The sequence below is a fragment of the Croceicoccus pelagius genome, assembly GCF_001661915.1.
In the GTDB taxonomy this organism is placed as follows: domain Bacteria; phylum Pseudomonadota; class Alphaproteobacteria; order Sphingomonadales; family Sphingomonadaceae; genus Croceicoccus; species Croceicoccus pelagius.
Map to the genome: position 1 here is coordinate 90,733 of NZ_LYWY01000006.1, position 18,710 is coordinate 109,442.

Annotated in this window: 19 protein-coding genes and 1 pseudogene; 6 read left to right on the forward strand and 14 right to left on the reverse strand. The window is 63.4% G+C overall.

Annotated elements, in window-relative coordinates; genetic code table 11:
* Positions 1-3 precede the first annotated feature (3 nt).
* Positions 4-1,215 carry a saccharopine dehydrogenase family protein gene (locus A9D15_RS00740; protein WP_066760823.1) on the reverse strand — a complete coding sequence of 404 codons (1,212 nt, stop codon included), beginning with the start codon at positions 1,213-1,215 and terminating at the stop codon, positions 4-6.
* 188 nt (positions 1,216-1,403) lie between these two features.
* On the opposite strand from A9D15_RS00740, the gene A9D15_RS00745 reads away from it, so the two are divergent.
* Positions 1,404-1,838: an MAPEG family protein gene (locus A9D15_RS00745; RefSeq protein WP_066761219.1), complete on the forward strand. Its 435-nt coding sequence runs from the start codon at positions 1,404-1,406 to the stop codon at positions 1,836-1,838.
* Here the strand turns inward: A9D15_RS00745 and A9D15_RS00750 are convergent.
* From A9D15_RS00750 to ilvD, 3 genes are read right to left on the reverse strand one after another with little or no spacing between them, the layout of a single operon-like run.
* Positions 1,835-3,046 carry a class I SAM-dependent RNA methyltransferase gene (locus A9D15_RS00750; RefSeq protein ID WP_066760825.1) on the reverse strand — a complete coding sequence of 404 codons (1,212 nt, stop codon included), beginning with the start codon at positions 3,044-3,046 and terminating at the stop codon, positions 1,835-1,837. The two genes, A9D15_RS00745 and A9D15_RS00750, sit on opposite strands and share 4 nt — an antisense overlap.
* Positions 3,043-4,452: an NAD(P)H-hydrate dehydratase gene (locus A9D15_RS00755; protein WP_229660348.1), complete on the reverse strand. Its 1,410-nt coding sequence runs from the start codon at positions 4,450-4,452 to the stop codon at positions 3,043-3,045. The genes A9D15_RS00750 and A9D15_RS00755 overlap by 4 nt, the downstream gene beginning before the upstream one ends.
* 4 nt (positions 4,453-4,456) lie before the next feature.
* The gene (gene ilvD, locus A9D15_RS00760) at positions 4,457-6,316 is read right to left on the reverse strand and encodes a dihydroxy-acid dehydratase (protein WP_066760826.1); all 1,860 of its coding nucleotides are present in this window, start codon (positions 6,314-6,316) and stop codon (positions 4,457-4,459) included.
* A 158-nt stretch (positions 6,317-6,474) separates the two neighbouring features.
* On the opposite strand from ilvD, the gene A9D15_RS00765 reads away from it, so the two are divergent.
* Positions 6,475-6,906: a DUF3806 domain-containing protein gene (locus A9D15_RS00765; protein WP_066760828.1), complete on the forward strand. Its 432-nt coding sequence runs from the start codon at positions 6,475-6,477 to the stop codon at positions 6,904-6,906.
* 342 nt (positions 6,907-7,248) lie between these two features.
* Here A9D15_RS00765 and A9D15_RS00770 read toward each other — a convergent pair whose 3' ends face one another.
* A complete protein-coding gene (locus tag A9D15_RS00770) occupies positions 7,249-7,602 on the reverse strand; it encodes a hypothetical protein (protein ID WP_229660349.1) in 354 nt (117 codons plus the stop codon).
* 4 nt (positions 7,603-7,606) lie between these two features.
* Positions 7,607-8,056 carry a DUF983 domain-containing protein gene (locus A9D15_RS00775; protein ID WP_066760829.1) on the reverse strand — a complete coding sequence of 150 codons (450 nt, stop codon included), beginning with the start codon at positions 8,054-8,056 and terminating at the stop codon, positions 7,607-7,609.
* Between the two features lie 89 nt (positions 8,057-8,145).
* Between A9D15_RS00775 and A9D15_RS00780 the strand changes: the two genes are divergently transcribed.
* Complete coding sequence (locus A9D15_RS00780) at positions 8,146-9,534, forward strand: aminotransferase-like domain-containing protein (protein WP_066760830.1); 1,389 nt, start codon at positions 8,146-8,148, stop codon at positions 9,532-9,534.
* A gap of 70 nt (positions 9,535-9,604) precedes the next feature.
* Here the strand turns inward: A9D15_RS00780 and A9D15_RS16020 are convergent, their stop codons facing one another.
* From A9D15_RS16020 to A9D15_RS00810, 8 genes and pseudogenes are all read right to left on the reverse strand, one after another.
* Positions 9,605-10,012 carry a GFA family protein gene (locus A9D15_RS16020; RefSeq protein ID WP_082924190.1) on the reverse strand — a complete coding sequence of 136 codons (408 nt, stop codon included), beginning with the start codon at positions 10,010-10,012 and terminating at the stop codon, positions 9,605-9,607.
* A 107-nt stretch (positions 10,013-10,119) separates the two neighbouring features.
* Positions 10,120-10,713, reverse strand: a complete 594-nt coding sequence (locus A9D15_RS00785) for a hypothetical protein (RefSeq protein WP_066760832.1) — start codon at positions 10,711-10,713, stop codon at positions 10,120-10,122.
* Positions 10,714-10,864: 151 nt separating this feature from the next.
* Complete coding sequence (locus A9D15_RS00790) at positions 10,865-11,077, reverse strand: cold-shock protein (protein ID WP_066760834.1); 213 nt, start codon at positions 11,075-11,077, stop codon at positions 10,865-10,867.
* Between the two features lie 399 nt (positions 11,078-11,476).
* Positions 11,477-12,199 carry an N-formylglutamate amidohydrolase gene (locus A9D15_RS00795; protein ID WP_082924165.1) on the reverse strand — a complete coding sequence of 241 codons (723 nt, stop codon included), beginning with the start codon at positions 12,197-12,199 and terminating at the stop codon, positions 11,477-11,479.
* Complete coding sequence (locus A9D15_RS00800; protein WP_066761226.1) at positions 12,196-13,017, reverse strand: 4-(cytidine 5'-diphospho)-2-C-methyl-D-erythritol kinase; 822 nt, start codon at positions 13,015-13,017, stop codon at positions 12,196-12,198. Before A9D15_RS00800 ends, A9D15_RS00795 begins: the two co-directional genes overlap by 4 nt.
* A 43-nt stretch (positions 13,018-13,060) precedes the next feature.
* Positions 13,061-13,354: pseudogene (locus tag A9D15_RS16025) on the reverse strand (GIY-YIG nuclease family protein); the annotation flags it as partial.
* A gap of 7 nt (positions 13,355-13,361) precedes the next feature.
* Positions 13,362-13,703, reverse strand: coding sequence for a hypothetical protein (locus tag A9D15_RS00805; RefSeq protein ID WP_156521594.1), 342 nt, complete (start codon positions 13,701-13,703; stop codon positions 13,362-13,364).
* Positions 13,704-13,713: 10 nt separating this feature from the next.
* On the reverse strand, positions 13,714-15,360 hold the full coding sequence (locus A9D15_RS00810) for an electron transfer flavoprotein-ubiquinone oxidoreductase (protein WP_066760838.1): 1,647 nt from the start codon (positions 15,358-15,360) through the stop codon (positions 13,714-13,716).
* 138 nt (positions 15,361-15,498) lie between these two features.
* Here A9D15_RS00810 and A9D15_RS00815 point away from each other — a divergent pair, with 138 nt between their 5' ends.
* From A9D15_RS00815 to moaB, 3 genes are all read left to right on the forward strand, one after another.
* Complete coding sequence (locus A9D15_RS00815; RefSeq protein WP_156521595.1) at positions 15,499-16,266, forward strand: uracil-DNA glycosylase family protein; 768 nt, start codon at positions 15,499-15,501, stop codon at positions 16,264-16,266.
* A gap of 98 nt (positions 16,267-16,364) precedes the next feature.
* On the forward strand, positions 16,365-18,161 hold the full coding sequence (locus A9D15_RS00820) for a lytic transglycosylase domain-containing protein (RefSeq protein WP_066761228.1): 1,797 nt from the start codon (positions 16,365-16,367) through the stop codon (positions 18,159-18,161).
* Between the two features lie 12 nt (positions 18,162-18,173).
* Positions 18,174-18,701 (forward strand): molybdenum cofactor biosynthesis protein B, encoded by a 528-nt coding sequence (gene moaB, locus A9D15_RS00825; protein ID WP_066760839.1) that lies wholly within the window; start codon positions 18,174-18,176, stop codon positions 18,699-18,701.
* Positions 18,702-18,710: the final 9 nt, after the last annotated feature.

The window sequence follows — 18,710 nt, forward strand, 5'->3', positions numbered from 1 at the left end:
CCATTAAAACGGCAGCGGCGCGTCGAGTTCCTCTACCGTCCACGGAAGGCCGTGTTCGTTGAGCATTTCCATGAAGGGATCGGGGTCGAACTGTTCCATGTTGAACACGCCCTCGCCGCGCCACTTGCGGGTCAGCATCATCGCCGCACCGATCATGGCCGGAACGCCGGTGGTGTAAGACACGGCCTGGTTGCCGGTTTCGGCATAGGCGTCTTCGTGGTCGCAGATGTTCTTGATGTAGAACGTCTTCTCGCCCGATCCGTCCAGCGCCTCGCCGGTCGCGATGTCGCCGATATTGGTCTTGCCCTTGGTGGTTTCACCAAGGCTGCTCGGTTCGGGAAGCACGGCCTTCAGAAACTGCAGCGGAATGATCTCGCGCCCCTCGTACATCACCGGGTCGATCCGCGTCATGCCGACGTTCTGCAGCACGGTCAGGTGCTTGATGTACTCGTCACCGAAGGTCATCCAGAACCGCGCGCGCTCCATCTCGGGCACGAAGCGGGCAAGGCTTTCCAGTTCCTCATGGTACATCATGTACATGTTCTTGGGGCCGACTTCCTCGAAGTCGAACTGCTGCTTCACGCCCATCGCCGGGGTCTCGACGAATTCGCCGTTTTCCCAGTGGCGCGCAGGCGCTGTCACTTCGCGGATGTTGATTTCCGGGTTGAAGTTGGTGGCAAAGGCCTGACCGTGATCGCCGCCATTGCAGTCGAGAATGTCGAGCGTGCGAATGGTCTTGAGCTTGTGCTTCTTCAGCCACATCGCGAACACGCTGGTCACGCCCGGATCGAAACCCGAACCCAGCAGCGCCATGAGCCCCGCTTCCTTGAAGCGATCGTGGTATTCCCACTGCCACCTGTACTCGAACTTCGCGACATCCTTGGGCTCGTAGTTCGCGGTGTCCATGTAATCGACACCCGCGTTAAGGCACGCGTCCATGATCGCGAGATCCTGGTACGGCAGGGCGAGATTCACGACAAGTTCCGGCTTTTCCGCCTTCAGCAACGCGGTCGTCGCCGCGACGTCGTCGGCATCGATCTGGTGCGTTTTCACGATCTGGCCGGTGCGGTGCTTCACCGATTCGGCGATCGCATCACACTTGGACACGGTTCGGCTGGCCAGCACGATTTCCGAGAAGATACCGGGATTCATGGCCATCTTGTGGACCGCGACAGAACCGACACCACCCGCGCCGATCACCAGAACCTTGCTCAAAACTCGTCTCCGTATTCTTCATGCGGCTGTCCGTACCCACGGAAAGCCGGTACATCAGGCGTGCGATATAGGCCCCTTGCGTGACAGAACAAGCACAGCGAACGCGCCGCAGCAATCGCAAGAGCCGGCTGGACAATCGGATGTTGCGCAAGCATCACTGCACGCAACTGACAGGGGAAGGAAAATCGATGCCCGACAAGGCGATCCTGATACCGGCGGCACTGCTCGTGTGCTGGACGATGGTAATGGCGATGTGGATGCTTGTGCATCGGGCCGGAACGTTCTCCGCGATGAAAACCTCGCTCGACAAACTGCCCGTCGGCGCACGCGGGCCCGACCTTTGGACGCGCCTTCCCGAAGGGCGGAACGACTGGCCTGCGCACAACTACATGCACCTGATGGAACAGCCGACGATTTACTATCCTGCGGTAGTCATCCTCGCGATCGGCGGGCCGACCGGATACGACGTGGTGCTGGCCTGGGCCTACCTCGTCCTGCGGGTGATCCACTCGATCTACCAGGCAAAGGTCAACCTGGTGAAAATGCGCGCGACGCTGTTCATCCTGTCGACGCTGGTGATGATGATCCTGTCCGTGCGTGCTCTGCTTTCGGTCCTGAACTAGCGGACGAAAAGGCTGGCCAGTTCGACGTGGGTGGACCACCGGAACTGGCCGACCGGGCGTAGCTTTTCGAGGCGATAGCCGCCCTCGATCAGCGTCGCGGCATCCTTGGCCCAGCTTGCCGGATTACAGCTGATGTAGCAGATCCGGCCGACCTTGCTGGCGGCAAGGCGCGCTACCTGCTCCTTCGCTCCTGCGCGCGGCGGATCAAGCAGGACGGCATCGAACTTGTCGAGTTCGTCTGGCAACAGCGGATTGCGGAACAGGTCGCGGTGCTGTGCGAATACGGGCCGCTGCGCCGTGCCGGCCGCTGTCTTGCAGGCCATGTGGGCATCGCGCGCGGCCTCTGCAGCAAGGACTTTCGCCCCGATGCCGTCATTGCCGGAAAGCGCGAATGCGAACGTGCCGAGGCCGGAAAACAGGTCTGCCACCGTCTTTGCCCCGGCCAGCCATTCGCGAGCCGAAGCGATCAGGGCCACCTCGCCTTCCGCCGTCGGTTGAAGGAAACTGCCGGGCGGAAGCGCAACCGGCACGCCGCCCAGCGTGACGGTGACCGGCTCCGGCTCCCAGTGCGTTTCGGGGCCATAGCCGTCGTCCATCGTCAGACGGGCAAGGCCGTGCTCCTGCGCGAAAGCGATCAGCGCCTCGGTCTCTGCCAGACCATCGGGCGTGAAGCCCTTCACATTACAATCGACACCTTGATCGGCGAACGTCATGTGAATGTCTGCCGACAGTTTCTTGCGCGCGAACTTGGCCAGCAGACGGCGCAGCGGCGCGATCATGGCGAACATCGCGGGGTGCATGATCGTGCATTCGGACAGATCGACCAGCGCGTGGCTGCGTCCTTCGCGGAAACCGATGCGAACCGACTTGCCGCGACCTTCGACGTGCAATGTGGCGCGGCGGCGGCTTGCAGGCGGGGACAAATGCGCCGGTTCGATGTGCGCAGGCTCCAGCCCCTGCCCCGAAGCCGCGTTCAGAACGCGCGACGTCACGAAATCGTGCCACGCCTCTTCGTCGAGATGCTGGAGCTGGCACCCGCCGCATTGCGGGAAGTGGCGGCAGGGCGGAGTTGCATGATGCGGCCCCGGCTGCAACGTTCCATCGGCCAGCACGGTATCGCCAGGTGCTGCCAGCGCAACGTGCCGCCCCGACGCAGTGATGCCGTCGCCCTTGGCCGCAACGCGCAGGATTACTTCAGTTTCGCTCACAAACAGGATTCCAGTGCGGATCGGACATGGTCGGCAAGCTGGGCTGCCGTGAAAGCGGGACCGGCCAGACAGGCAGCGTTACCGTGGAGCCAGACGGCCTCGTTAGCGGCCTGCCACGGATCGCCGGTAACGGCGAGACGCGCCGCGGTCAGGCCCGCCAGAACGTCACCGGTGCCCGCGACCGAAAGCCAGCTCGAAGCCTTGCCGGCAAATGCCAGTCTGCCATCGGGCGCAGCAATCACGGTGTCGGGGCCCTTGGCGATTACGATGGCATTGGCAGCCTCGGCCAGCGCCCTCGCCCGCTCGGGTTTGGCTGCATTGCCGTCGAGACCGAACAGCTTTTCCAGTGTGGCAAGCTCGCCCTCATGCGGCGTCATCACGGTCGCAGCCTTGCGCCCGTCCAGCATTGCCGTGCGCAGGATCGTCAGTCCGTCCGCGTCGATCACCGTCGGGCGATCAAGCGACAGGCTCTGGCCAAGCCGCTCGCTCGCCTTTGCGTCGCGGCCCAGCCCCGGCCCTACGAGGAGAGCGGATACCCGCTCGTCACCCGCCACCTTGCCGAACGAGGCATCGCCCGGTGCCTTCACGGTGACCAGATCGGCGGGCGCGTTGGCGATCTTTTGCTGGCTGACCAGCTTCACATAACCGGCCCCCGCATGGGCCGCGGCCTGACTGGCCAGCAAAGCCGCACCGGGCATCGCCCCGCCAACGACCGCGACAAGGCCCCGTCGGTATTTGTGCGCGTCGGGCTCGGGCTGCGTCAGATGCGGCTTGGTGACGGCAACAGCACCGCCCTCCTCCCGATCTGCGCCGATATCGACGAGACGCTGCATGTTCCACGTTGCCATTGCGGGCATCAGGAAATGCGCCTGTTTCCATGCACCGAGCGCAATGCAGAGCACATAGTGCGGCAGTTCGCTAGCCAGCAGAGCGCCACTGTCGCTGTCTATCCCGCTCGGCATATCGACCGCGATGGCGCGTTCGTGGCGTGACGCGAGGTCGAGCAAGAGGTTGCGCAGCTCATCGGACAGCGCTTGGCTCAGCCCTGTCCCGAACAGACAGTCGACAAATATCACGCCCTGCGCTTGCGCCGCCTCGACCACCGGTCCACCGTAGAGCGAGGCAGCGCGCTTTGCTGCCTCGGTTCCCGGCTCACGTGACGCAACGACTTGCACCGGCCCGCCACGTTCGCGAATGGCCTCGGCGATCACGTAACCGTCACCCCCATTGTTTCCGGGCCCGCACAGCACCGTGACAGGCGCGCCAGCCGCCATCCGCCAAATATATTCCGCCGCCCCGCGCCCTGCCCGCTGCATCAGTTCGTGCACGTCAGTCCCCGCAGCCATAAGCCGCTCTTCCGCCGACACCATCTGCCGGACGGTCAGGACCTGATTGGGCGCGAACACGGCCTCAGCGGACGCGGGTAATCGCCGACAAGTCGCGAACCGCACCGCGCGCGGCGCTGGTTGCCATCGCGGCATAGGCCTTGAGCGCGGTCGAGACCTTGCGCGGACGCGGGTGCGATGGCGCCCATGCCGCATCGCCCTTCGCTTCCATCGCGGCTCGGCGTTCGGCCAGAACCTCGTCCGACACCGCGACGTTGATCGTGCGGTTGGGAATGTCGATCTCGACCATGTCGCCTTCTTCGATCAAGCCGATCGCGCCGCCTTCTGCCGCTTCGGGCGAAGCATGGCCGATCGAAAGCCCGCTTGTACCGCCCGAGAAACGCCCGTCGGTGATAAGCGCGCAGGCCGCTCCAAGGCCCTTCGATTTGAGGTAGCTCGTCGGATAGAGCATTTCCTGCATACCCGGCCCGCCGCGCGGTCCTTCGTAACGGATGACGACGACGTCGCCCGCCTTCACCTGTTCGCCCAGGATCGCGACGACTGCCGCTTCCTGACTTTCGTACACCTTGGCCGGACCGGTGAAAGTCAGGATGCTCTCATCGACGCCAGCGGTCTTCACGATGCACCCGTCGCGGGCGATGTTGCCGTAAAGCACCGCGAGCCCGCCGTCCTTGCTGAACGCGTTCTCGGCATTGCGGATCACGCCACCAACGCGGTCGGTATCGATTTCCTTCCAGCGGCGGTCCTGGCTGAACGCGGTCTGCGTCGGCACCCCGCCCGGCGCTGCGGCGTAGAAAGTGCGGACGGCGTCCGAATTGGTCCGGCCCACGTCCCAACGCTCCAGCGCTTCGCCCAAAGTGCGGCTGTGCACGGTCGGGCATTCCGCGTTGATCAGCCCTGCCCGCTCCAGCTCGCCCAGGATCGCCATGATGCCGCCTGCACGGTGGACGTCTTCCATGTGGACGTCGGCCTTGGCAGGCGCGACTTTCGACAGGCACGGCACCTTGCGCGAAAGCCGGTCGATGTCGGCCATCGTGAAATCGACCTCGCCCTCGTGCGCTGCGGCCAGCAGGTGGAGCACGGTGTTGGTCGAACCGCCCATCGCGATATCGAGGCTCATCGCGTTTTCGAACGCTGCGTAGTTCGCGATGTTGCGCGGCAGGACGCTCTCGTCCTCTTCCTCGTAGTACTTCTTGCACAAGTCCACGACGGTGCGACCCGCCTCGCGGAACAGCTTTTCACGGTCAGCATGGGTGGCCAGCATCGACCCGTTGCCCGGCAGCGAAAGGCCCAGCGCCTCGGTCAGGCAGTTCATCGAGTTTGCCGTGAACATGCCAGAGCACGACCCGCAAGTCGGACAGGCCGAACGCTCGATCGCGGCCACGTCCTCGTCCGAAACGCGGTCGTCGGCGGCGGCGACCATCGCATCGACCAGGTCCAGAGCCTTTTCCTTGCCGTTCAGCACGACCTTGCCCGCTTCCATCGGGCCGCCCGATACGAAAACGACCGGAATGTTGAGCCGCAGCGCCGCCATCAGCATGCCGGGCGTGATCTTGTCGCAGTTGGAGATGCACACGATCGCATCGGCGCAGTGGGCATTGACCATGAATTCGACCGAGTCGGCGATCAGGTCGCGGCTGGGCAGCGAATAGAGCATCCCGTCGTGGCCCATCGCGATGCCATCGTCGACGGCGATCGTGTTGAACTCTTTCGCGACGCCGCCCGCTTCCTCGATCTCGCGCGCGACGAGCTGGCCGAGATCTTTCAGGTGCACGTGGCCTGGCACGAACTGGGTGAAGGAGTTGGCGATGGCGATGATCGGCTTGCCGAAATCGCCATCTTTCATGCCGGTTGCGCGCCACAGGCCGCGCGCGCCGGCCATGTTGCGGCCGTGGGTCGATGTGCGTGAGCGGTAGGCGGGCATGGCTTGGACTCCGATGAAGCTTTTCAGGGGCGCTCCCTAGCGCGACATGCGCGGCTGTCTAGGTTTTTCGGGCCTTTCGGACCCTGCTGGCGCTGCTCTTCGTCTTGTGGATAGCACCGATTTCACCCGCGCCCCAGCCCGTGCTATGCTTTGCGGCAATGGACGACTTACCCCGCTACCGGCTTGAAGACCCGGAGCGAGAGTGGCTCGAAGAGTCGCGATCGTGGATCAAGGGTCACTTCAGCGACAAGGCTGAAGAAAACTACGAGGACACCGACGCGAAGCTCGCGGTGATCCGCGCCAACCTGGCCCATGGTTGGGTAGCCGCAGACGATACCTGGAAGCTGCAGGCACTGGGCATCGCGATGGGCGATGCGCTGGCCGACGAACTGATGCTAGACTGGGTGACGATCGACGACGAATACGGCCGTGTGCCCGCGCTGAACTGGCCCGGCACCTCGATCGTGCTCTACCCCGTGACGATGATTTCCCAGCGTCTGGAAAGTGGCGAGGAAGTCGACGTCGACGTAATGTTCGAACAGACCCGCGAAAGGCTTCAGGAAATCGCCTTTTCGGGCGACGTCCAGTAGCGGCGTGCGAATTGCCGCGGGTGACAAAGGTTACACCCTGTCACCCACTGTATTCACGCCGTAGACCCGCAGGAAAGCTGGCTTTCGCCCCGCACCGGACAGGGTGACAGGTCAGGGCTGGAAGACGACAATGGCAAAGAACGGCGCGCATGATGGCGCGGCTTTGCCGTATAGGACAGCGGATTTGCGATGCGGGTCGAACGTCCGGTCTGAGCATAGATCAAGCCAACGTTCGATTGGCACCTATGGTCCGGATTTTTCCGATCCTTGTATTTGCTTCGACTTGATTCAGAAGTTCAAGCCCAAGTCGGGTCGCAGCCAGGCTGAATGACCGAGGTCGTCTCAGTCGCCGTGGAAGAAGGCAGTCCGACCAGCAAGGACGTTGCGCGCCATTTCTCCGGCGTCGTGCAGCGCCAGGGGCCCGCCCGGCAGCGCGTCGTCCCAGAAGCCGTGATCGGCATACTGGTGCAACGCATCTTGATAGCGCGCGATGGTTCCGGCCTGTTTCGCCAGGACGCTAGCGGCAAGCTGCACTTCGTCGAAGTCGTCACCTTGCCCGTCAAGAACGATGCGCGCGAGGTGGGGTTTGTCGATCGCCAGGAAATGTTCCGCCACCGCCTGCCGCGCCTGCGCGATGGACTGCGATTGCGCGCTTCCGGTATTCGATGCTGCAGCAGATGACGTTACGATGTCCACGGCGTCAGTTCCGATCGTTCTTCCGCATCTGCGCCTCGCGATCGTTGAGCTCGGCCCAAAGAGATTCCGTCCCGGCCTCTTGCGCCTTGTTCACGTATTGCGACGCGACCAGCCATCCCTTGATGTACTGCAGCGGCCAGATGCAGCCGATCACCAGCAGTGGCAACGACGTCACCAGGTGCACCCAGAAGGGCGGCTCGAACGCTGCCTGCACCCAGACCGCGATGAATGTCAGGGGGAAGGCGACGATGCACAACGAAAAGAAGGCCGGGCCGTCGTCGGGCGCGGCAAAGGCATAGTCGAGCCCGCAGGACGGGCAGGTATCCCGCAGCTTCAGCCACTTGCGGAACATGCTCGCCTTGCCGCACTGCGGGCACAGACCCTTCAGTCCGGAGCGGAAGATCCAACGCGCCTTGTCGGCGCGCTCAGCTTGTTCGAGGTCTTCTTCGCTCACGAGATGATGCAACCTTGATGATTAGCTATTGGCGATTCGCCCGTACCTTTATATGAGTTTTGCATGCAAGCAAAGATAAAGCAAAAGTGATGCAAAAATGGCTCCCGGCAGTGGAAGGCTCGCAAGGCCCGGTCTATCTGGCGATCTGCGAAGCGCTCGACCATGATATAGGGGCGGGTCGGTTGAAGGCTGGCGACCGGTTGCCGCCGCAACGGGACCTGGCCGAAGCGCTTGGTGTCGATCCCGGCACCGTGACGCGCGCCTATTCCGAAGCCCGCCGTCGCGGGCTGATCGCGGCGGAAGGGCGCAGGGGAAGTTTCGTGCTTGAAAAGCATGCTTCGACCCCGGCAATGGCCAGCATCGCGCCGTTCGATACGGGCATGAACCTGCCACCCATCCCGCAGGGCAATCCCTTTGCCGACCTATTCGCCGAGACCGTGGCAGAGGTTCTGCGAAGCCCTGCGGCTGCGAACCGGATGCAATACCAGCCGGCGGGCGGCGCGCCAGTTGACCGGCAGGCCGGGGCAGACTGGCTGGCCGCGCGGGGCATCCCTGCAACCGAGGAGAATGTGCTCGTCACTAGCGGGGCCCAGACGGCGCTCCATGCCATCTCCAACTCGATCCTGAAGCCGGGCGACGCCGTGTGTACCGGGCCGTTCGTCTATCCCGGCTGGCTTTCGATCTGTCGGCGCAGGGGCCTGCACATCGTTCCGCTAGACGCGGATGACGAGGGCATTTTACCCGATGCATTCGCGGCGGCATGTCGCGAGCAGCCAGTGCGCGCGATCTACCTCGTCCCGACAAATGACAACCCGACCACCGCCACATTGCCTCTCGAAAGACGGGCCGCGATCGCGGCGATTGCCCGGCAGCACGACGTGGCCGTCATCGAGGACGATCCCTACGGGCGACTGGCGGCCACAGACATTCCACCGCTGGCCAGCATTGCGCCCGAACGCACCTGGCACGTGACCAGCCTGTCGAAGATGATCTCGCCTTCGCTGCGCATCGCCTATCTGCGCGCGCCGCACGTGCGCGACATCATGCGGCTTGCCGCGGATATCCACGAAACCACGGTCATGGCGCCGCCGCTCAACACGGCGGTCTCGACGCAATGGCTTTTGTCCGGTGCTTGGGAACAACTCATCGATCAGGTGCGTGCGGAATGCGTCGCGCGGCAGGACATCGTCGCGACCGTACTCCCTCCCGCCAGCTACCGCGCGACGCGTGAGGGCTATCATTTGTGGATTCCACTGGAGGGCGAAATCAACCCGTTCGAACTCGTCGGCCTGCTGCAGCCGCTCGGCGTTTCCATCGTATCTGGCGAGAGCTTCAGGGTACCGCACCACGATACCGGACGACAGGCGATCCGGTTGTCCATCGGCGGCACCCTTAGCCGGGACAAGCTCACGCGGGCGCTCGAAAGGCTGGATGCCGTAATGCACCACCGTGACGGCCGCAACGGTCCCCTGGTCTGAGAGAAGGCAGAAAATCGCAAGCCAAACCGTGTCGCTGCCCCTTCCCTGCCTGCAGGCTAAAAGCAGCGCGCTAACCAGGAAGCCCGGCTATTTCCTCGACCTCGTCCCAACCCTCGCTCCACTTTGCGCGGCTTGCCAGGCAGATGCGTGCTGTGGGCCGGCAGTCCAATTCGCTATCGAGAGAACCGGCGGGGACGACCGCCATGGCTCCATCCGCCTGTATCGACGGCAGGGCCGAGCTGCATTTCGGGCAGAAGCTCTTTTCGTGGCAAGTGCCGGGAAGGCGATAAGTCCGGATCGTGTCGTACCCGGACAGCCACGACACGTCGGCTCCCGAGAGGAACAGGTTCGACGAATGAGCTGAGCCGCTGTCTTTGCGGCAGCGCGAACAATGGCACAGGTAGAACGCCTCGATTTCGCCCGAGATGCGAAACGTGACCGAGCCACACAGGCAGCTTCCTGAAAGTGATTGCTTCAAGAACAGTCCCCGATGTCCCACGAATGCATTGCGCGCGAGATAAAAACACCCCACCCCAATGCAATCAATTTGTCTTCATGGACTTGTGGCTTACCGGTTGATTTCCGTTACTCCTCCGGCGGCATCGCCATCGGCTCGACCGTCCTGAAGTTCAGCATTTCGGGCAGCAGTTCCTCGCCCTTCGCCCCCGATGGCGCTTCTGGCGCGGTCGAGGCGTTGGAGGGGTAGCTTTCTCCGTCGAACTTCAGGATCATCGTGCCGGACGGGCCGCCGCCGCCGGATACCGCGACCGTCAAATCGCGCCAGCCGTTGGTACTGGTTTCCAGAACGCTGACCGGCGTGCGCGATACGCTGATGTCGCCGACCTTGCGCCACATCTGTCCGGCTGGGGTCAGGACCAGCAGGTTGCAGCCGCCCGTTCCGCAGAAATAAGGCCCACCCAGATAGACGATTGCCTCGTCCTCGCCGTCACCATTCAGATCGCTCCACGCGAAATCATAGGAAATCGACGTCGCGTCGGGATATTCCTGCAACAGGAAGTGGCGGATGTCCTCTTCCGCGTCGGACGGCGGCGGGACGGTGGGCGCGGCCAGTTCTTCGGCGGCGTCGCCTGTAGCAGGCGCGGCCTCATCGGCAGGAGCGCCGCACGCGGAAAGAACGATGGCAGCAAGGCCGCCGGCAAGCACATGGCTGAAACGCATTTTTCGAATTTCCCCACCACATCAGGTGGGCGGAAGGTGCCACGGCTGTCAGGGTTCGACAAGCCTGCCGGCCAAGCCAAAGCCGCCCGGCAGGCCCGTCATGATCCCTTCCCGCGCCAACCCTCCGTCGGCGCGGGAAGAAACACAGGTATCAGTCGGCAGCCGACAGGTTGACGGCGCTGGCCTTGCCGTTGCGGCCGGTTTCGACTTCGTAGTTCAGGCGCTGATCCTTATCGAGCGACTGCATGCCGGCGGCCTGCACGGCAGTGATGTGGACGAAGCTGTCGTCCGAACCGTCGTCCGGCTGAATGAAGCCATAGCCCTTGTCGGAATTGAAGAATTTTACGGTGCCAGTCTTGGACATGATGCGTTCCTTTCAAGAACGGTAGGTTGCCGCGCATGCGACATGCAGCGCGGTATGCGTAAGGCCGTCCGATGAAAGGAAGTCGTCGTCTGGTTTGCGCCGTTCCGCAAAGGCGGTCTGGCGGTCGTCAAATACCGAAGTCCGTCGCAAATTTCGACGTCAGCGCGCGCCTTGTAACAGGTGTCGCGCGTTTTTCCAAATTCGCATTACGTGCTGCGCGCAAGTTGTGCTTCCGTGGCGGCCAGTTCGTTAATCGGCCCAGCCCGATCCCACGAATAAACCGGGGTGATCTGGATGCAAAACCTGCTCGTCTTCGTCAGTCTGGCGCCGACTGCGCTTTACGAAGTCGAGGCCAATCATTCGATCAACGCGCTCGTCACGCCTTTCGACCAGGGCGTCTCAGCCCATGGCCAGGACGGTGCGCTGCGCCACGTCGGCGATCAGCGCGGCCCAGCGCGCCTGCCCCGCCTCTGTCGCGATCTGGTCGTTGCGAACCTCGATGGCGAGATAGTCGCGGCCCTTCGCCTCGGCATGGCGGTTCATCGTCGCGTTCAGTTCGCGGCCCGAATAAGGCTCGTTGTCGCCCACGGTTAGCCCTTGCGCGGCGAAGAGACGGATCGCGTGGCGCGCCGGTTCGCTGTTGGTGTTGTAGAGCAGGCCGACTTCCCAGGGACGTTCCTGTTCGGGCTTGCTCTCAAGGCTGGGCGTGAAGCTGTGCAGCGAGATGATGAGGCGCGGCTGTGCCGCATCCAGCCAGCGTTCCATCGCGGTGTGATAGGGGCGGTAGAACTTTGCCAGTCGCATGTCGCGATCCGCGCCGATATTGCCGACGATCAGCTTGCCGTCGCTTTCCTGGGGGATCATGCCGGGGTGGTCTTCCTCGCGGTGGAGATCGACGACGAGGCGGCTGATCGTGGCGAGGAAGGCCGGAATGCCGTGGCGGCGGGCCATGCGTTCGGCAACGCCCTCTACCCCGATGTCGACCGCGATGTGGCTGTCCATCGTTTCGGCGCTGACGCCGAGTTCGATGCCTTCGGGCACAGCGTTGCCGGCGTGGTCCGATACGAGGACTATTCCGCCGGCTTTCGGTTCACCGATCCGGCGGTAGGGTATGAAACTCAACGCAATACTCCGCTCATCTGCCACCAGCCGGGTTGGAGATCGGCGATCGCTTTCGCCGCCCGGTCACGGTGCTCCGTTTCCTCGTACAACGCGAAACAGGTGGCTCCCGATCCCGACATGCGGGCAAGCCACGGATCGGTACCGCTGAGGCTCTTCAGAACGTCGGCAATTTCGGGACAGATAGAGATGGCGGGTTGTTCCAGATCGTTGCGCCCTTCCCGCGCGATCTGGCGGGCAGAGCCGGTGGGCATAGGGCCGAGATCCTCGCCCCCGCTCTCGCTCCATGCCTTGAACACGGGGCCGGTCGGGACGGGCTTGCGCGGATTGACGAGCAGAACGGCCATGCCCTTGAGGTCGTTCTCGACTTTGGCAAGCTTGGTCCCGGTGCCGGTGCCGATCCGCGTGTCGGACCAGATGCAGGCCGGAACGTCAGCGCCCAGCGCGGCTGCGCGGGCCATGACGTCGCTCGGCACCGACTGCGCTTCGGCAATCATACGGATGAGCGCGCCCGCGTCGGCAGACCCGCCGCCAAGGCCGGCGGCCACGGGCAGGTTCTTTTCGAGATGGACATGCCACCCCTCGCCGCGCGGAAACTTGGTTAGCGTGTGGGCAAGGATGTTGTCGAACGGGTTATCCAGCGCAACCGCGAACTCGCCGGAGACGGTGATCTTGTCCTCGTCGGAGTGCCTGGCGGTTAGCCTGTCGCCGTCATCGACGAAGGCGAAGAGCGTTTCGAGCTCGTGATACCCATCCTCGCGCCGCCTGCGGACATGCAGCGCGAGGTTGATCTTGGCGTAGGCGGTTTCGGAGTATCCCATATAAACGTCGTCGTTCCCGCGAAGGCGGGAATCCAGCCCGCGCCATTGGTTCAAATCCCAGATCGACCGCAAGATCGCGCCAATCTGGATTATGCTCCTCGATCAAACGCAGTTTCCACGCGCGGTTCCATTTCTTCATCCGCTTCTCGCGCACGATGGCATTTTCCATCGCCTCGTGCTGCTCGAACCATACCACAAGATGCACGTCATACCGTTTGGTGAAACCGTCGATATCCCCGCTCCGGTGTTGATGCAGTCTCGCGATCAGATTCGAGGTGACGCCAATATAAAGCGTTCCGTTGCGCCGAGATGCGAGGATGTAGACGGTTGGCGCGATTGTTTACTCACTCCCCTGCCTCACTGGATCCCCGCCTTCGCGGGGATGACGACGAGAAGCGATTCTTGTTCAGTAAAGCAAACGCCGCATAACCCGCTGCAACGCACCAGATAATGGCCGAAATTTGAATTCTGGCAGACCGATCTGGGAAGAGATCAGTCGACAAGCCCAGCACAAGGATCAGCGCGAGTCCCAAAATATAGAGCGTGAAAAGTACGAACGCAGCACGCCAAATGTTAAGCGACTTCCACCACCATCCTGAAATCAACCAGACCAGTGCGACCAGGAAGTAGCCATAGCCGAACCCCATCACCACCGCTCCAAGAGCGAGAATGAAGGAGTTCGGCACTCAGGCCACCTCACATATTCGGATAGTTCGGCCCGCCGCCGCCTTCGGGCGTGGTCCAGACGATGTTCTGCTTCGGGTCCTTGATGTCGCAGGTCTTGCAGTGGACGCAGTTCTGCGCGTTGATCACGAACTTCGGCTCGCCCTCTTCAACGCCCGTAAACTCGTAGACGCCCGCCGGGCAGTACCGCTGCGAGGGGCCGCCATAGACCGGCAGGTTCACCTCGACCGGGATCGACGGGTCCTTGAGCTTGAGGTGGCAGGGCTGGTCTTCCTCGTGGTTGGTGTTCGACAGGAACACCGAAGAAAGGCGATCGAAGCTGATCTTGCCGTCGGGCTTGGGGTATTCGATCTTCTTGTAAAGATCGGCGCGGCCCGTGCTCTCGTAGTCGGCGTGATGCCCCATCGTGATCGGCAACCCGATCTTCAGCGTACGCATCCACATGTCGGCACCGGCGAGGATCGTGCCCAGCGAACCACCGAACTTGGCAACGGCGGGTTCGGCGTTCTTTACCTTCTTGAGTTCTTCGGCGATCCAGCTGTTACGCAGGTTCGCTTCGTACTCGCCGACCTCGTCGTTCTCGCGGCCAGCGGCGATCGCCTCTGCAATCGCTTCGGCGGCGAGCATGCCCGACTTCATCGCGGTGTGGCTGCCCTTGATGCGCGGCACGTTCACGAAACCTGCGGCACAGCCGATCAGCGCGCCGCCGGGGAAGCCCAATTTGGGCACCGACTGCCAGCCGCCTTCGTTGATGGCGCGCGCGCCGTATGCCACGCGCTTGCCGCCTTCGAGAATCTTGCGGATCTCGGGGTGCTGCTTCCAGCGCTGAAATTCCTCGAAAGGATAGACCCACGGGTTCTTGTAATCGAGCGCGACCACGAAGCCCAGGGCAACCTGCCCATTGGCCTGGTGGTAGAGGAACCCGCCACCCCAGCTTTCGCTTTCCGAAAGCGGCCAGCCCTGCGTGTGGATAACGCGGCCGGGAACGTGCTTGTCGGGATCGATGTCCCACAGTTCCTTCATGCCAAGGCCATAGACCTGCGGCTGGCAATCGGCCTCAAGGTCGTACTTCGCCTTGAGTTCCTTGGTCAGAGAACCCCGCGCGCCTTCGGCGAAGAGCGTGTACTTGCCGTGCAGTTCCATGCCCGGCTGATAGTCGGCCTTGTGGCTGCCGTCGGCGGCGACGCCCATGTCGCCCGTGGCCACGCCCTTGACCGAGCCGTCCTCGTTATAAAGCACCTCGGCAGCGGGGAAGCCGGGGAAGATCTCGATCCCCATCTCTTCCGCCTTCTCGGCGAGCCAGCGGCACAGGTTGCCCAAGCTGCCGGTGTAGTTGCCATCGTTCGACAGCAGCGGCGGCTGAATGATGTGCGGAAGCGAATACTTCTTGCCGCGCGTCAGGACCCAGTGGAGATTGTCCGTCACCGGCGTTTCGGCCATCGGACAGCCTTCGTCGCGCCAGTCGGGAAAAAGTTCATCAAGCGCGCGCGGATCGACCACGGCACCCGACAGGATGTGCGCGCCGATTTCCGAACCCTTTTCCAGGATGCAGACTTCGATTTCGGGGTTCACCTGTTTCAGGCGGATTGCCGCCGACAGGCCTGCCACGCCGCCGCCAACGACGACGACATCATACGGCATGGATTCGCGTTCGCTCATCTCTGGGGGTTCCCCTTGTCTTCCAGTTGTCCCTCTTCAACTCCAAGCCCTTGATTGCTGCGACGCCGAAGGTCAAGACTGGTCCTAACATCAGCTACGTCTACAAACGCAGAAATCATTGACCGGAAAGCCACACGCTTGAGCAGCGACAGACCCGACTTGCGCACCATGTACGACGCGTTGAACGCCTTTTGGCAGGACGCGGGCGTCGACATGGCGTTCGCGGACGAGCCGCGCAACTGGCTGGCCGAGGCGGAGGAAAAGGCCAATCCTGCCGCCCCCGCAATCCCGAAATTGCCGCCCCCGCCACCCCCCAAGCCGCTGGGGCCAAGTGCGCCCGAACAGGCGAAGCTGGAAGAGGCGAAGGACGGCTGGCCGCAAAGACTGGAAGATTTTGCGGGCTGGTGGCTTTCGAATGCTTCGCTGGACAACGCGCCCGCCGACCGCCGCGTCGCCCCGCGCGGCACTTCGCGCCCGCCATTGATGGTGATCGTGGCAGAGCCGGAAGAAGGCGATCGCGACCTGCTGTTGTCCGGCCCCGAAGGCCAGCTGATGGACGCGATCGAGCGGGCCATGGGTTACGGCCCACAGGCGATCTATCGTGCCTCGGCCCTTCCCCGCCGCACGCCCGCAGCCGACTGGGAGGGGCTTGCACAGGCCGGAATGGGCGCGGTGCTGCGCCATCACGTGTCACTCGTCGCACCAGAGCGTCTGCTCGTCTTGTCGAGAGAAGCGCTGACCCTGCTTTCGCCCGACACGTTCGAACGTGACGGCACGGGTTTCCTGGGGATCGCCGACACGCAAATCCCGCTCATTGCCGCTTATCCACTCGACCAGATGGCAGCAAGAGTCGGATATAAAAGGATTTTCTGGCAGCGTTGGCTGACCTTCGTTTCAGGCGCTTGACGCTAACCGACCTGCGATTCATCGTCGTCATGATGGGGCCGTTCGCGTGCTTGCGCGTTCAGGCCATCTTTACCCGGTTGCCTCACAAAGGGCCTGTCATGGCAAATACGCGTTCGAACCCTCTTTCCCGGTTGCGCCCGCTCCTCCTCGCGCTTTCGGTCGGCACTGCCGCCGTTGCCGCAACGCCTGCCTTGGCGGACAGCGCCAACCTGCCGTCATCGCGCAATGCGGGTATCCCCGGCCAGCTTTCGGGTCAGGACCGCGCGTTCTACTCCGGGGTCTTTGCGCAGATCGATGCGGAGAACTGGACCGCGGTCGAACAGATGCTGGCCGCGCGCCCGAACGACAGCCTGAAGCAGCTGGCGCTGGCGGAGTACTACCTGCATCCCAACAGCCCTAAGATTGAGCTGGACGCGCTGAACAACTGGCTGGCGATGGGCCGCGACTTGCCGCAGGCGGGCCAGATCGGCCGCCTTGCGATCAAGCGCGGGCTTGAGAACGGACCCAGCCTTCCCGGAACGCAGCGGCTGGTTTCGCTCCGCAGCCCGGCCAAGCGCATCCTGCCGCGCGGCACCGGCGATGCCTCGATGCCCGCCGAAGTGTCGAACGCGATCCTCGACCGGATCAAGAACGACGATCCCAACGGCGCGCGCCTTCTGCTGGACGGTATCGACGGCACGCTATCCTCTGAAGCGCGCGCCGAATGGCGCCAGCGCGTGGCGTGGTCCTATTATATCGAAAACGACGACCGCGCCGCGCTTGCCATGGCCCGCACCGTCGCCAGCGGCGGCAGCGGCGCATGGGTCGGCGAAGGCTGGTGGGTCGCAGGCCTTTCGGCATGGCGCCTTGGCGACTGCGCCCTTGCCGCCGACGGTTTCGACAAGGCATCGCGCAGTGCCGTGAACGACGAACTGCGCGCCGCGTCATACTATTGGGCCGCGCGCTCCTACATCCGCTGCCGCCAACCGGAACTGGCCGATCCCGCCCTGCGCGCGGCGGCAGGCTATTCCGAAACGCTCTACGGCATGATCGCTGCCGAGCAACTGGGCATGGACGCGCCCCGTGCATTGCTCGGCCAGCCCTTCTCGGCCAGCGACTGGCGCGCGCTTTCCGACGAGGAGAACGTGCGCACCGCCATCGCTCTGGTGGAGATCGGCCGCGAAGGTCTTGCCGACGAAGTCCTGCGTCACCAGGCCCAGATCGGCGATCCGTCCGAATATGACAGCCTGACGCGGCTGGCGCGACAGCTGGGCCTGCCTTCGACTCAGCTGTACATGGCCTACAACGCGCCGCGCGGGGCAAAGCCCGATCCGGCCACGCGCTATCCGGTCACCCGCTGGGCCCCGCGCGAAGGCTGGCGCGTCGATCCCGCGCTCGCTTATGCCCACACGTTGCAGGAATCGAACTTCCGCGCAGAAGCGGTCAGCCCCGCAAACGCCGTGGGCCTGATGCAGATCACGCCGATCACCGTGCGCCAGCACGCTCCGTCGCTTGGCATGAACGCAGAGGCCGTGGACCTCAAGGACCCGTCCACGAATATGAGCTTTGGCCAGCGCAACCTTGAGATGCTGCGCGACAGCGGCGGGACGCAGGGGCTGCTGCCCAAGATCATGGCGGCCTATAACGCGGGGCTCTCGCCGATCACCCGCTGGAACAGCGAAGTGAAGGATTACGGCGATCCGCTGCTCTACATCGAATCCATCCCCTATTGGGAAACGCGTTCCTATGTCGCGATCGTGACGAAGAACTACCTGATGTACCGCCGCCAGGAAGGCGCAAACGACGATGTGCAGCAGGCGCTGGCACAGAACCTGTGGCCGACTTTCCCCTCGCCCACCGGCGCGGGCGCGGTGGCGCGGCATGGCAAGCCGGTCCTGTCGAAACTGAAACGCTGACAAGGACCACGAATGGCCATCGACGAAAGCCGCAAGTTCAAGCCGATCCGGATTGCGCTGATGACCGTGTCCGACACGCGCACGCCCGATGACGACACCAGCGGCGATATCCTTGCCGACCGCATCCACAACGCGGGCCACACGCTGATCGACCGCACGATCATGAAGGACGACGCCGACCGCATCGTCGCCCAGCTTCACGCGTGGATCGAGGACGAGAACATCGACGCCGTCGTCACCACCGGCGGCACGGGCCTTACCGGTCGCGACGTCACGCCAGAGGCGCTGGAGCGGGTGAAGACTCGCGAAATTCCGGGCTTTGGCGAACTGTTCCGCTTCATCAGCTTCCAGTCCATCGGCACCAGTACGGTCCAGTCGCGCGCCTGCGCGGTCGTCGCGCGCGGTACTTACATCTTTGCCCTGCCCGGATCGAACGGCGCGGTGAAGGATGGGTGGGACGGCATTCTGGCCGAACAGCTCGACAGCCGGAACCGGCCCTGCAACTTCGTAGAACTGATGCCCAGATTGCGGGAGCAGTGAGGCCTTCCG